Annotated in this window: 13 protein-coding genes; 9 read left to right on the top strand and 4 right to left on the bottom strand. The window is 62.1% G+C overall.

The features are described from left to right. Positions 1–447 precede the first annotated feature (447 nt). The 4 genes from NCT05_RS19730 (at position 448) to NCT05_RS19715 (ending at position 6,246) form a co-directional block, all read left to right on the top strand. On the top strand, positions 448–1,182 hold the full coding sequence (locus NCT05_RS19730; protein WP_008353276.1) for an ABC transporter ATP-binding protein: 735 nt from the start codon (positions 448–450) through the stop codon (positions 1,180–1,182). 82 nt (positions 1,183–1,264) lie between these two features. Further along, on the top strand, positions 1,265–2,101 hold the full coding sequence (locus NCT05_RS19725; protein WP_008353278.1) for a shikimate dehydrogenase family protein: 837 nt from the start codon (positions 1,265–1,267) through the stop codon (positions 2,099–2,101). A gap of 122 nt (positions 2,102–2,223) precedes the next feature. Next, a complete protein-coding gene (locus NCT05_RS19720; protein WP_008353280.1) occupies positions 2,224–4,149 on the top strand; it encodes a potassium transporter Kup in 1,926 nt (641 codons plus the stop codon). Between the two features lie 96 nt (positions 4,150–4,245). Next, positions 4,246–6,246 (top strand): acyl CoA:acetate/3-ketoacid CoA transferase, encoded by a 2,001-nt coding sequence (locus NCT05_RS19715; RefSeq protein ID WP_250440628.1) that lies wholly within the window; start codon positions 4,246–4,248, stop codon positions 6,244–6,246. 34 nt (positions 6,247–6,280) lie between these two features. Here the strand turns inward: NCT05_RS19715 and NCT05_RS19710 are convergent, their stop codons facing one another. Continuing rightward, positions 6,281–7,789 (bottom strand): amino acid permease, encoded by a 1,509-nt coding sequence (locus tag NCT05_RS19710; RefSeq protein ID WP_175979570.1) that lies wholly within the window; start codon positions 7,787–7,789, stop codon positions 6,281–6,283. A gap of 432 nt (positions 7,790–8,221) precedes the next feature. Between NCT05_RS19710 and NCT05_RS19705 the strand changes: the two genes are divergently transcribed. Then, positions 8,222–8,878: a peroxiredoxin gene (locus tag NCT05_RS19705; protein ID WP_008353285.1), complete on the top strand. Its 657-nt coding sequence runs from the start codon at positions 8,222–8,224 to the stop codon at positions 8,876–8,878. Positions 8,879–8,944: 66 nt separating this feature from the next. On the opposite strand, the gene NCT05_RS19700 is transcribed toward NCT05_RS19705, so the two are convergent. Further along, a complete protein-coding gene (locus NCT05_RS19700) occupies positions 8,945–9,418 on the bottom strand; it encodes a ferritin-like domain-containing protein (RefSeq protein ID WP_175979372.1) in 474 nt (157 codons plus the stop codon). A 37-nt stretch (positions 9,419–9,455) separates the two neighbouring features. On the opposite strand from NCT05_RS19700, the gene NCT05_RS36810 reads away from it, so the two are divergent. Further along, positions 9,456–9,584: a hypothetical protein gene (locus NCT05_RS36810; protein ID WP_268811586.1), complete on the top strand. Its 129-nt coding sequence runs from the start codon at positions 9,456–9,458 to the stop codon at positions 9,582–9,584. A 13-nt stretch (positions 9,585–9,597) separates the two neighbouring features. Here the strand turns inward: NCT05_RS36810 and NCT05_RS19695 are convergent, their stop codons facing one another. Then, on the bottom strand, positions 9,598–10,308 hold the full coding sequence (locus NCT05_RS19695) for a FadR/GntR family transcriptional regulator (RefSeq protein ID WP_008353287.1): 711 nt from the start codon (positions 10,306–10,308) through the stop codon (positions 9,598–9,600). Between the two features lie 458 nt (positions 10,309–10,766). On the opposite strand from NCT05_RS19695, the gene NCT05_RS19690 reads away from it, so the two are divergent. The 3 genes from NCT05_RS19690 (at position 10,767) to NCT05_RS19680 (ending at position 12,568) form a co-directional block, all read left to right on the top strand. Then, positions 10,767–11,660 (top strand): ketopantoate reductase family protein, encoded by an 894-nt coding sequence (locus NCT05_RS19690; RefSeq protein WP_250502999.1) that lies wholly within the window; start codon positions 10,767–10,769, stop codon positions 11,658–11,660. 103 nt (positions 11,661–11,763) lie between these two features. Continuing rightward, complete coding sequence (locus tag NCT05_RS19685; protein ID WP_008353289.1) at positions 11,764–12,096, top strand: DUF4148 domain-containing protein; 333 nt, start codon at positions 11,764–11,766, stop codon at positions 12,094–12,096. A gap of 94 nt (positions 12,097–12,190) precedes the next feature. Continuing rightward, on the top strand, positions 12,191–12,568 hold the full coding sequence (locus NCT05_RS19680) for a DUF427 domain-containing protein (protein WP_008353290.1): 378 nt from the start codon (positions 12,191–12,193) through the stop codon (positions 12,566–12,568). Positions 12,569–12,571: 3 nt separating this feature from the next. Here NCT05_RS19680 and NCT05_RS19675 read toward each other — a convergent pair whose 3' ends face one another. Beyond that, positions 12,572–13,465 (bottom strand): LysR family transcriptional regulator ArgP, encoded by an 894-nt coding sequence (locus NCT05_RS19675; protein ID WP_250435856.1) that lies wholly within the window; start codon positions 13,463–13,465, stop codon positions 12,572–12,574. Between the last annotated feature and the right edge of the window lie 17 nt (positions 13,466–13,482).

Genomic DNA, 13,482 nt, shown 5'->3' with positions numbered 1-13,482 from the left:
TCCGCCGCCCGAAAACGCTGAGGACACTGGTTCAGCACGAAAGAGCTTCGGCACAGCGCTACGCGCTGCCGCCGGGTCCGCAAGGGAAACCAAAGGGCGGCGATTGCAGTGAGATGGAGACGTTAGTAGAGAAGCACGCGCGGACCCGATTGACCGGTCGGCCGCGAAGCGGGCTGGAGCTGTTTGGTGCTGAACCAGTTTGTTGTGTGGTGCGACGAGGCGGACCGTGCGCGAGCCAAGCCCGGTTGGGCCTATGAGGGCACTCTTTAGGCAGCCCACGAACGACGAGAGGACTACCCAAATTGCGTGTGACCGCGGGCGTATCAGAGGCTGCTTTCTTTGCTTACTTTCTTTGCAGCAGCAAAGAAAGTGAGTGCCGCCCCGCACAGGGGCAGTGCTAATAGACCGACACGATCACAGGATTTCCCCAAAAGCCGAAAAAGAAAAATGCTGACGATAACAAACCTCCACGCCGGTTACGGCAAAGTCAAAGTCCTCCACGGCATCTCACTGAACGTGCCGAAGGCAAAAGTCGTCACGCTGATCGGCTCGAACGGCGCCGGCAAGACCACGACGATGCGCGCCATCTCCGGCATGATCAAGCCGACCGAAGGCGAAATCACAATGGGCGTCGGCAGCAACTCCAAGCGCATCGATTCGCTCGATTCGCACAAGATCGCGCGCCTCGGACTCGCGCATTCACCGGAAGGACGCCGCGTATTCGCGACCATGTCCGTCACCGATAACCTGCTGCTCGGCGCTTTCCCGCGTCTCACATGGTCGCGCCCGAAGGGCGATGTCAGCGCCGATCTCGAACGCGCGATCGAACTCTTTCCGCGTCTGAAAGAACGCCGCAATCAACTCGCCGGCACGCTATCGGGCGGCGAACAGCAGATGCTCGCCATGGCGCGCGCCATCATGCTCAATCCGGACCTCGTCCTGCTCGACGAACCGTCGATGGGTCTCGCGCCCATTCTCGTCGACGAAGTCTTTCGCATCATCGAGCGCCTCAAAGCGGACGGCGTCACGATGCTGCTAGTCGAACAGTTCGCAGCCGCAGCGCTCAATGTCGCGGATTACGGCTACGTGCTCGAAAACGGACGCGTCGCGACACACGGCCCCGCAGAGCAGTTGCGCAACGATCCGTCGGTGAAGGCGGCCTACCTCGGCGCGAGTCACTGATTGCCGCACTGCGGCAGACGCAATCCGCTCTATCATGATCGGAGCGCGACCGCGCGCGTCCGACATCGTGAAAGGAGCTGCCATGATCAGCGGCAAGACCACTCTGATTGCTCACCTCGGCTACCCGACCGAAGCGTTCAAGGCGCCGATGATCTACAACCCCTGGTTCGACAAACAGGGCATCGATGCGGTCGTCGTGCCGATGGGCGTCAAACCCGACGATTACGTCGCGTTCCTGCCGCATCTGTTCAAGCTGACGAACATCCGCGGCGCGCTCGTCACCATGCCGCACAAGATCACGACCGTCGGCCTGATGGATGAAGTGAGTCCCACCGCGCGCATCGCCGGAGCCTGCAACGCAATCCTGAAGCGCGAAGACGGCAGGCTCGTCGGCGATCAGTTCGACGGCGCGGGCTTCGTGCGCGGCGTCGAGCGCAAGGGCCGCAAACTCGCGGGCACACGCGTGCTCGTGCTCGGCAGCGGCGGCGTCGGCTCGCCGATCGCGGCATCGCTCGCGGCGGCGGGCGTCGCGGAACTCGCTATCTTCGACACCAACACGGCGTCCGTCGAAGGGCTCGCCTCGCGCTTGCGCGAGCACTATCCGAACCTGATCGTCAGAACCGATACGAAAGATCCCGACGGCTTCGACGTCATCGTCAACGCGACACCGCTCGGCATGAAGGACACGGACCCGCTGCCGTTCGATATCGACCGCATCGCGCCAGGCACGTTCGTCGGCGAAGTGGTGATGAAGTCGGAATACACGCCGCTCCTGCGCGCCGCGAAAGACAAGGGCTGCGCCGTGCAGGTCGGCACGGACATGCTGTTCGAGATGATTCCGGCGTATCTGGAGTTCTTCGGCTACGGCACCGCCACTGCCGACGAGCTGCGCGCGGTCGCTCAGATCAAATACGCGTAACGAAGCCTGCGCGGACATAACCGCGCTTCGTTCCTATACTTTTATCGACACAGCAAGGCAGACGCTCATCCTCTGACAAATAGGCCGCCCGCATGCGCGGCTCGGAAAAGCAGGGAGGAATCATGGGATCGACTGCACCCGGCTTGCCGGCCGATGACAATCACGCGCCGAAGCCGCACGGCCATCCGGCATTGATGGGGCTCTCGCTCGCGGCGCTCGGCGTAGTCTACGGTGATATCGGCACGAGTCCGCTCTATACGCTCAAGACCGTGTTCGATCCCGCGGGCGGCCTGCCTTTGCAGCCGGCGAACGTGATCGGCATCGTGTCGCTGATCTTCTGGTCGCTCACCATCATCGTGTCGCTCAAGTACGTGACGCTGATCCTGCGCGCCAACAATCACGGCGAAGGCGGCATCATGGCGCTGCTCGCGCTCGCGGCATCGTCGGTGGAATCGAAGAAGCGGCTGAAGCATGTGCTGCTGCTCGTCGGCGTGATGGGCGCGGCGCTCTTTTACGGCGATGGCGTCATCACGCCCGCCATTTCCGTGCTGAGCGCAGTGGAAGGCCTCGAAGTGGCGGCGCCCGGCCTTCAGCCTTATGTCGTGCCCCTCACGCTCGTCGCGCTGGTCGCGCTGTTCGTGATGCAAAAGCACGGTACGTCGGGCATCGGCGCCGTCTTCGGGCCGGTGATGGTGCTGTGGTTCATCGTGCTGGCCGTGTCGGGGCTCATGAACATCAAGGATTCGCCGCATATCCTCGCGGCGCTCAATCCGCTCGAAGGACTCGAGTTCTGCATGCGGCATCGGTGGCTCGCGTTCGTTGCGCTGGGCGCGGTCGTGCTTTCGCTCACGGGCGCCGAAGCGCTCTATGCCGACATGGGCCACTTCGGTTCGCGGCCGATCCGCCTGACATGGTTCGCGATCGTCTTCCCCGCGCTCGCGCTCAACTATCTCGGTCAGGGCGCGCTTCTTATCGCCGATCCCGCCGCGTTGCAGAATCCGTTCTACCGGCTCTTTCCATCGTGGATGCTCTATCCGATGGTCGTGCTCTCCACCATCGCGACCGTCATCGCATCGCAGGCCGTGATCTCGGGCACCTATTCGATGACCAAGCAGGCGATGCAGCTCGGCTTTCTGCCGCGCATGAGCGTCGTGTACACATCGGCGCGGGAGATCGGGCAGATCTATGTGCCGGGCATCAACTGGACGCTCCTGCTCGCAGTGGTCGCGGCCGTGCTCGGCTTCGGCTCGTCGACGGCGCTCGGCTCCGCATACGGCATCGCGGTCACGGGCACGATGCTCATCACCACGTTGCTGACGTTCTTCGTGATCCGCTATGCGTGGCGATACAACTGGGCACTATGTATCTTCGCCACCGCATTCTTCTTCGTGATCGACGCGATGTTCTTTTCGGCGAATTGCCTGAAGATTGCGGACGGCGGCTGGTTCCCGGTGGCGATCGGTCTCGTGATGTTCACGATCATGGCGACGTGGGGACGCGGTGCGCAGATGATGATCCAGGAAGCGCGCGCGCGTGCGGGCACGATGCCGCTCAAGCCGTTTCTCGCCAACCTGCTCGAACGTTCGCCGGCGCGCGTGGAAGGCACGGCGATCTTCATGTCGAACGATCCGAGCGGCGTGCCGCATTCGCTGCTGAACAACCTCATGCATAACCGCGTGCTGCACGAACACACGGTCTTTTTGACGGTCGCGACCGAGCCTGTGCCATGGGTCGACGAAGCGCGCCGCGTGTCGATCGAAACGCTCGGCAACGGCTGCTTCCAGGTGACGGTGAACTACGGTTTCAAGGACGAAGTCGATCTTCCCGCCGCGCTGGAAAAGTGCCGCGGGGCCGGGCTGAAATTCGATCGCGCGACGATCTCGTACTTCATGTCGCGCGCGACCGTCGTGCCGACGCCCGGCGCCGGCATGGCCTTATGGCGCGAACGGCTGTTCGCGATCATGTTGCACAATGTCGGCAACGTCGCGGCCTATTTGCGATTACCGGCCGATCGCGTGATCGAACTCGGCGCGCGCGTCGAGATATGACGGCGCAAATCAGCTGATTTGCGTGCGTTCGACGCAAGCAGGCGGCGCGTATTCAAGCGAAACTCACGATAAGAAATGCGGCAGACAGGAGACGCCATGACCGCCAGCAACACGCCGACCCGCCATCCGTTTCCATCGACAGCGCGCCTCGTCGAACGCGGCAAGATCTCGTCCGCGCGCGAGGCCGTGCGTCTGATCCGCTCGGGCGACACGATCGCGACGAGCGGTTTCGTCGGCATCGGCTTCGCGGAAGAAGTGGCGATCGCGCTCGAAGAACGCTTCGTCGAAGGCGACGATCCCATCGCGGACCTCACGCTCGTGTATGCGGCGGGCCAGGGCGATGGCCGCAGCAAAGGCCTCAATCATCTGGCGCGCGAAGGGCTCGTCAAGCGCGTGATCGGCGGGCACTGGGGACTCGTGCCGGGCCTTCAGAAGATGGCGATAGAGAATCGCATCGAAGCGTATAACCTGCCGCAAGGCGTGATCTCGCAGCTCTTTCGCGATATCGCCGCGCATCGGCCAGGGCAACTTTCGACGGTCGGGCTCGGCACCTTCGTCGATCCGCGCAACGGCGGCGGCAAGCTCAATGCGCGCACGACGGAAGATCTCGTGCGGCTCATGGAGATCGACGGCACGGACTATCTCTACTACAAGACCTTTCCGATCGACGTCGCCATCGTGCGCGGCACGACCGCCGATCTCAACGGCAACGTCACGATGGAAAAGGAAGCGCTGACGCTCGAAGCGTTGTCCATCGCGATGGCCGCGCGCAATTCGGGCGGCATCGTGATCGCGCAAGTCGAGCGGCTTGCGGAATCGAACACGCTCAACTCGCGCCAAGTGAAGATACCCGGCGTGATGGTCGACTGCGTCGTACTGGCAAAGCCCGACAATCACTGGCAGACCTTCGGCGAGCAATACAGCGCGGCGTTTTCGAGCGAATTGCGCGTGGCCGCGAGTTCGGTGCCGCCGATGTCGCTTACGGAACGCAAGATCATCGCGCGGCGAGCGGCGTTCGAATTGATGGCCAATAGCGTCGTGAATCTCGGCATCGGCATGCCGGAGGGCATCGCGAGCGTCGCGAACGAAGAGCAGGTGATCGATCTCTTCACGATGACGACGGAGCCGGGCGTGATCGGCGGCATTCCCGCGGGCGGCCTCAATTTCGGCGCGGCGACGAATACGCAGGCGATCATCGATCAGCCGTATCAGTTCGACTTCTACGATGGCGGCGGCCTCGACATCGCGTTCCTAGGCCTTGCGCAAGCGGACGGCGAAGGCAATCTCAACGTGAGCAAGTTCGGGCCGAAGCTCGCGGGCGCGGGCGGCTTCATCAATATCAGCCAGGCGGCCAAGAAGGTCGTGTTCGTCGGCACTTTCAATGCGGGCAAGCTCGATGTCGCGATCAACGAAGGCAAGCTCGAGGTTCGCCGCGAAGGCGAATGCCGCAAGTTCGTCGATGCCGTCGAGCATCGCACGTTCAGCGGGCGTTATGCGGCGGAGCGCGGGCAGACCGTGATCTATATCACCGAGCGCTGCGTGTTCGAACTCACGGACAAGGGACTTGCGCTGACCGAGGTCGCACCGGGCGTCGATATCGAGCGAGACATCGTCGCGCAAATGGGTTTCGCGCCGATCATGGACACGCCGCCGCGTCTGATGGACGAACGCATCTTCCGCGATGCGCCAATGGGCTTGCGCAATATCCTGCTGAGGCTCGATCTCTCCGAACGCTTCAGCTACGACGCGGAGAAGAATCTCTTCTTCATCAACTTCGAAGGCCATGAAGTGAAGAGCCTGAGCGATGTCGAAGCGATTCGCCGCGAAGTCGAAAAGCAGTTAGCGGGCGTGACGACGAAGCCGCACGCGATCGTGAACTACGATAACTTTTCGATTCGCCCCGACATGCTCGACGCGTATTCGGAAATGGTCACGAAGCTCGTCGATGGACACTATGACCGCGTGACGCGCTATACGACGAGCAGCTTTCTAAGGCTGAAACTCGGCGACGCACTGAAACGTCGCGGCGTCGCGCCGTATATCTACGAAAGCCCTGAAGAAGCGCGCGAACACGAATCGAAACGCGCGTCGGAATGAAGCAAGGGCCGCGATTCGAGCGGCCCTTCGAATGTCATCCGCGAGCGGGGCGACGCGGCGCGGCTTCTCGCTGATTGCGCAGCCTGCTATGACGTATGCCGTAGCCGAAGTAAATGACGACGCCGATCGCCATCCAGACGATGAGCCGTATCCACGTATCGGCGGGCAGGCCGGACATCAGAAAGAGCGATGACAACGCGCCGAGCGGCGCGACCACATACACCGCGGGCGTCTTGAATGCGCGTTCGAGATTCGGCTGCGTGATGCGCAACACGAGCACGCCGATGCACACCACCATGAACGCGAACAGCGTGCCGATGCTCACGAGTTCCCCGACGAGACCGATGGGCAACAGTCCCGCAAGAATCATCACGATGATGCCGGTGATGATGGTCGTGATATAGGGCGTGTGAAAGCGCGGGTGAATCTTCGATGCGAACGGTGGCAAGAGTCCGTCCTTCGCCATCGAATAGAAGATGCGCGGCTGCGACAGCAACAGCACGAGAATCACCGACGTCAGACCGAAAATCGCGCCCAGTTTCACGATGGGCGAAAGCCAGCGCATGCCGATCGCATCGACGCCGACTGCGATCGGGTCCGACACGTTCAGCTTGTCGTAAGACACGATGCCGGTGAGTACGTACGAAACGAGCACGTAGAGAATGGTGCAGATCGTGAGCGAACCGAGAAGGCCGATCGGCATGTCGCGTCGCGGATTGCGCGTCTCCTGCGCGACGCACGATACCGAATCGAAACCGATATAGGCAAAGAACACGACGGCCGCGCCACGCAACACGCCGCTCATGCCGAACACGCCCGACTCGCCGGTATTCGGCGGTATGAACGCGCCGGTCGGATTTTGCGGAGTGACCCAGTGGTTCGTATCGACATAGGCGATGCCCGCCGCGATGAACGCGAGCACGATCAGCACCTTGATGACGACGATGAAGCTGTTCACACGCGCCGACTCGCGTATGCCGATAACCAGAAGAATCGTGATGAGCCCGACGATCACCATCGCGGGCACGTTGAGGATCGCGCCGACATGACTCCAGCCGTGACCGGGATCGTAAGCGAAAGGCGCTTTCGCAAGCTGTTCGGGTATGTCGATGCCGATCGAATGCAGAAAGCTCACGACATAACCCGACCATCCGATCGCGACGGTCGTTGCGCCGACCGCGTATTCGAGTATCAGATCCCAGCCGATGAGCCACGCAATCAGTTCGCCCATCGTCGCATAAGCGTAGGTGTACGCGCTCCCCGATACGGGCACGGTGGAAGCCATCTCTGCATAACACAGGCCAGCGAGCGCACAAACGATTGCGCCGAGCACGAAAGAGATGATGATCGCGGGGCCGGCGTTGGTGGCGGCCGCGTGGCCCGTCAGCACGAAAATCCCCGCGCCGATGATGCAGCCGATGCCGAGCAACACGACATCGAGCGCGGTGAGCGAACGCTTCAGCGCGTGGCCGCCGTGTTCCTGAAGCACTTCCTCGCTTTCGGCCGCTTCGCTTTGCAACGCAGCAACGGACTTTCTTTGCATGACGGTCACGATCGCCTCCTTATGCGGCGGCAGCGTGGCCACGCCGGGTGGCGCGGCGAATTCTGTCGCCTGTTCGACTGCGCGATGATCCAGGTGCCTGCGGCCTTGCACTTGCACGTTCGGTCTGACGTATGTGTCTCGTGATAGCAGATTTCGCCGGCGAATTCGAGCGCGGCGCCGTCCGAAACGCGAGCAACGGACATTTACGAAATATGCTTATTCACGGCGTCGCGGGTACGGAGCAGGAAACGTGCCGCTGGCTATATCCGCCGTGGCTCGTGCGGCGCGACGCATGACCACACGACGCCAGCGGTCATCAATTGCCGATGCATCGCGCACTATAATCAGATTCACGATTGCAATCCTTAACCCGGAAACCGTTCTTATGCATATGGAACGTTCACCGGCCTTTTCCTCACGTGGAGATTTGATATGGCTATACGCATTGGTGATGAAGCCCCCGATTTCACGGCAGAGACGACCGAAGGCACGATTCGCTTTCACGAGTGGATCGGCGACAAATGGGCAATCCTGTTCTCGCATCCGAAGGACTTCACGCCGGTTTGCACGACCGAGCTCGGTTATATGGCCAAGCTCAAGCCCGAGTTCGACAAGCGCAATACGAAGGTGATCGGCCTCTCGATCGACCCGGTGACGAATCACTCGCAGTGGGCGAAGGACATCGAGGAAACGCAGGGCACGGCGGTCAACTATCCGATGATCGGCGACGCGGATCTCAACGTCGCGAAGCTCTACGACATGATCCATCCGAACGCGAGCGGCGCGAATCCGCGCACGGCGAACGACAACGCGACGATCCGCGCGGTGTTCATCGTCGGTCCGGACAAGAAGGTGAAGGCCACGTTCACGTATCCGATGAGCGCGGGCCGCAACTTCGACGAAGTGCTGCGCCTGCTCGACGCGCTGCAACTGAACGCGAAGCACACGGTCGCGACGCCGGTGAACTGGAAGCCGGGCGATGACGTCATCATTCCGACGTCCGTCTCGGATGAAGACGCGAAGAAGAAGTATCCCGAAGGCTTCAAGACGCTGAAGCCCTATCTGCGCACGGTCGCGCAGCCGAAGTAAGACACGGCGCTTCCGGGCGTCTCAGGCGCCGGTCCGCGAAATGCGGACCGGCGCTTTTCATTTCGCTCAGTTATGCCCCGTGCGTCGCTCGGGCGACGTTTCGACTTCGCCGGGCCTGCGCAGCATCTTGTCCACTTCGCCCGCGTGCAGTTCCTCGACCTGGATCATCTGCCGCGCGTATTCCTCCAGCGCGACGGAACGGTCTTCGACGAGCGAGAGCAACTCGCGATAATGACCGAGCGCGACGTTTTCCGATTGCAGCGATTCGCGCAGGATCGTCGCGATGTCGAACGTGTGATTGTCGAGCAGCGGGCCTATTTCAAGCGACGGATACGCGCCGAGGGTCGTGATCCATTCGCCGGCCTGATGCGCGTGCAGCAGGGATTCATCGGCCTGTGCGCGCAGCCACGAGACGATGGGAATGCGTCCGAAGCCGAAGACGAGAAACGAATAGTGCGTGTAACGCACGACACCCGCCAGTTCGGATTCGAGAATCTTGTTCAGGACGCCGACGACCCTTTCCTTTTCGAGCTCTGCCATTCTTGCCTCCGTTTTTCAACGCCGCGCATGCACAGGCATGACTCATTGTAGTCACGCGCGCGGCGCATGCGAGGCGAAAGTGCGGCGTCCGGGCGCGCAAGATGCGCTCCCGGCGGGCCATGAAGGCGATGCGGGCGGCCTGCCCGCCGCTGCATCCGAATGGTGATTCAGAACCGGCTTCAGGCGATTTCTTCGATCCAGAGCGAGGCAGTGCGCGACAGCACTTGCGACATGGCCGCTCGCGCGCCGTCGCCGTCGGCGGTTTCGATCGCGCGCACGAGCCTGCCGTAATCGCCGAGCTGCGAATCGGGCACGCGCGGCAGCGCATGAGGCTGATTGCGCAGCGCCGCCTTCATGGTGCGGATGCCGACGCGCACGACGCTGCCCATCTGCCGTAGCACTTCATCGCCGCTTGCATCGACGATGGCGGCCTGCAGCGCCTCTTCGGCGGCGGACTGCAAGGGTTCGGACGGGCTCGCATGCAGGAGCCGCTGATAGGCCGCGTTGATGGCGATGCGCTGATGCCGGTTCGCACGCGTCGCGGCGAGCGCGGCGGCAGGCGGATCGACGAGCGCACGAAATTCCATCAGCCTGCGGATGCAGTCGGGATCGTGCAGCGCACGCATGCGCCACTCGGCGACTTCCGGGTCCATGATGAGCCATTCGCGTGCAGGCTTGATGCGCGTCCCCGTCTTGGGCCGCACGTCGAGCATGCGGCGCGAGATGAGAATGCTCAACGCCTCTCGCATGATGGTCCGGCTCACACCGTGCTTCTTCGAAAGAATGACTTGTGGCGGAAGCACGTTGTCCTGGTATTCGCCGCTCACGATGCCCGCGACGAGTTGATTCACCACGCGCTTGACGAGCGATGCTTCATATCCATGATTCATGTTTTTGTTCTCGTGATAACGCCCGCGCCTGCGGCTTCGAGCTGCTCGTCGCCGAGCGGCAAGGCCAGCGCTTGTCTAAGTTCACGGCGCCTCGGTGCGCCGCACGGTCGACCGCTCGCGCGATGCGCTTGCCCGGCACGCCGTGTATTTGGTCCCCCGGATTTGACTACTCGATGCGGCCTTGGCCGCACACCCCGCAGCGGTCGGCATTGTTTGGACAGCATCGTCGATCCGCTGAAAGAAGCGTATTGTGCGTGGCCCGTTTTAACAATATGGTGAGCCGCGAATTCGACTGACTATGGTGCGTCCGACCACAAAATCGCGTGGACACGGGCAGATGCGCGAATCCATGCGAAGTCCGCAAGCGTTTGCGCAACATCCGTGACGTAACGAACCGTCCGCAGCCATGTGTTACCTTTTCGAGCCACAGTTCAACATCGCAACGGGAGAAGCGAAACATGAAAGTCGCCGTCATGGGTGCGGGCGCGGTCGGTTGTTATTACGGCGGCATGCTCGCGCGCGCGAGTCACGAGGTCGTGCTGATCGCGCGGCCGACGCATGTCGAGGCGATCGAACGCGACGGCTTGCGGCTCGACACGCAGCATTTCGACGAACGGGTACACGTCGCCGCGAGCACCGATGCGAGCGCCGTGAAGGGCGCGCAACTCGTGCTCTTCTGCGTGAAGTCCACGGACACCGAAAGCGCCGCGAAGGCACTCGCGCCTTATCTCGAACACGATGCGCTGCTGCTGTCGCTGCAAAACGGCGTCGAGAATGCGGAGCGCCTGCGCGAACTGTTGCCGCAAGAGGCGGCGGCCGCTGTCGTGTACGTCGCGACGGAAATGGCGGGGCCGGGGCACGTGAAGCACAACGGACGCGGTGAACTCGTGATCGAGCCATCGACGAAGAGCGAAGGCGTTGCGCGTGCGCTCGTGGCGGCGGGCGTGCCGACCGAAATCTCCGACAACGTGCGCGGCGCGCTATGGGCGAAGCTCGTGCTGAATTGCGCCTACAACGCGCTGTCCGCGATCACGCAGTTGCCTTATGGAAAGCTCGTGCAGGGCGAGGGCATTACACGCACGATGCGCGATGTCGTCGACGAATGCCTTGCGGTCGCGAAAGCGGACAACGTGACGATTCCCGGCGATGTCGATGCCGCCGTGCGCCGTATCGCCGAGACGATGCCGAATCAGTTCTCGTCGACGGCGCAGGATCTCGCGCGCGGCAAGAAGAGCGAGATCGATCATCTGAACGGGCTGATCGTGCGGCGTGGCGAAGCGCTCGGCGTGCCGACGCCGGCGAATCGCGTGCGGCATGCGCTCGTCAAGGCAATCGAGAGCAAGGGTTCGTAGGCGCGTTTTAGACGGACGACGGTCGTTGCCGGGCACGGGCGATGCTGAGTATGAAGCACGCACAGAAATCACCGTGCGCAGGCCAACATACCGGAGGTTCACCATGAAATCGTTCGTCAAAGCCGTGGCCGTCGCCGCTGTAGTGGTGGCGCCGGCGCTTTCATTCGCGCAAACCGATTCGTCGCTTACGCGGGGTCAGGTGAAGGAAGATCTGAGGCAGGTCGAAGCAGCGGGCTACGATCCGTCGCGCTCGGACCAGACTTCGTATCCGTCGGATATCCAGCGCGCCGAGCGCCGCGCATCGGGGCAGAACAATGCCTATAACGCCGATATGAATTCCTACGGCGGCGCGACCAGCGGCCGCTCGGCTGCAGGCATGCGCGCGATGCCGCGGATGGACAACGACGGCACCAAGCCCCTTTATTTCGGTCATTGATGCTGCGAGGGGCCGGGTTCTGCGTGTTCGACGCAACGGCGTTACCATCGATTCTTCCGTTCGCTATGGTGCGTTCGTTCGCAGGAAGACACTCATGGATAAAGCCGTCAAGATTCCCGGTCCCGATCATCCGATCACGATCGAGCGCAGTCCGTCGCGCGTGCTGGTCAAAGCGGGCGGACGCGTGATCGCCGATACGACCGAAGCGCTTTCATTGCGCGAGGCATCGTATCCCGAGGTGCTATATGTGCCGCGCAAGGACGTGGACATGTCGCAACTCGAACGCACGTCGCACTCGACATACTGCCCTTACAAGGGTGAGTGCAGCTATTACAGTATCCCTTCAGGTGGACAAAAGTCGGCCAACGCCGTGTGGTCGTATGAGTCTCCTTATGAGGCTGTTGCGTCGATAAAAGATCATCTCGCGTTCTATCGAGATCGCGTGGATTCGATCGAAACCCGCGAAGCGTAATGCTCAATCGAGAAACGATCTGGCGCGATGTTTGAGCATCGCGCTGAAGTCGTCCAGCCAGCCGATCGAAAGACGCCAGCTCTGCCAGTAGAGATCGACGTCGAAGCGCGCACCCGGCGACACTTCCACCAGGTCGCCGTTTTCGACGTGTTGCGCGACGAGCCGTTGCGGACACATTCCCCACGCCAGCCCCGACGTGCACGCGCGCACGAAGCCCTCGCCATGCGGCACGACATGCGCGGGCGGTTCGATCTCCGCGCGGCTCATGCGTTTGATGAAGCGCTTCTGCAATTCATCCTTTTCGTTGAAATTGACGCAGGGCGCGCGGCGCAACGCATCGCGCGTGAGGCCATCGGCGAAATAGCGCGCGAAGTACGCGGGCGAACATACCGCGCGATAACGCATGCGTCCGAGCTTCATCGAACGCCAGCCGGGAACGGGCTCGGCTTGCGTGGTGATCGCGCCTTGCACATCGCCTTCGCGGATGCGTTGCGCCGTGTGATCCTGATCGTCGACGACGACATCGAGCAGCAGTTCACGTTCGATGCAAAAGTCCGCCGCGGCGTCGATGAACCATGTGCTCATGCTGTCGTCGTTCACCGCGATGCGCAATTTCGCGCGCCGCCCGCTCTGCGCGCCCGGCAAGGCTGGCATGTGCCCGCCGAGTTCGGCTTCGAGCAATTGCACGCGTTCGGTGTGGCGGCACAAGAGCGCGCCGGAAGCGGTTGCTTCGCATGGTTGGCCGCGCTTGACGAGCAGGGCGCCCACGCGCTCTTCAAGGAGCTTCACGCGCTGCGAGACGGCCGAAGGCGTGACGTTCAGTTCGCGCGCCGCACGCTCGAAAGAACCGGTGCGCACGACGGCAAGCAGCGAATCGAGGAGAGCGTAGTCGAGCATTAGCGTTCCTTAATCGG

The organism is Caballeronia sp. AZ7_KS35, assembly GCF_023631045.1.
Taxonomy (GTDB): domain Bacteria; phylum Pseudomonadota; class Gammaproteobacteria; order Burkholderiales; family Burkholderiaceae; genus Caballeronia; species Caballeronia zhejiangensis.
Note: the sequence above shows the minus strand (reverse complement) of the source record. Positions and strands in the feature narration are given on the sequence as shown.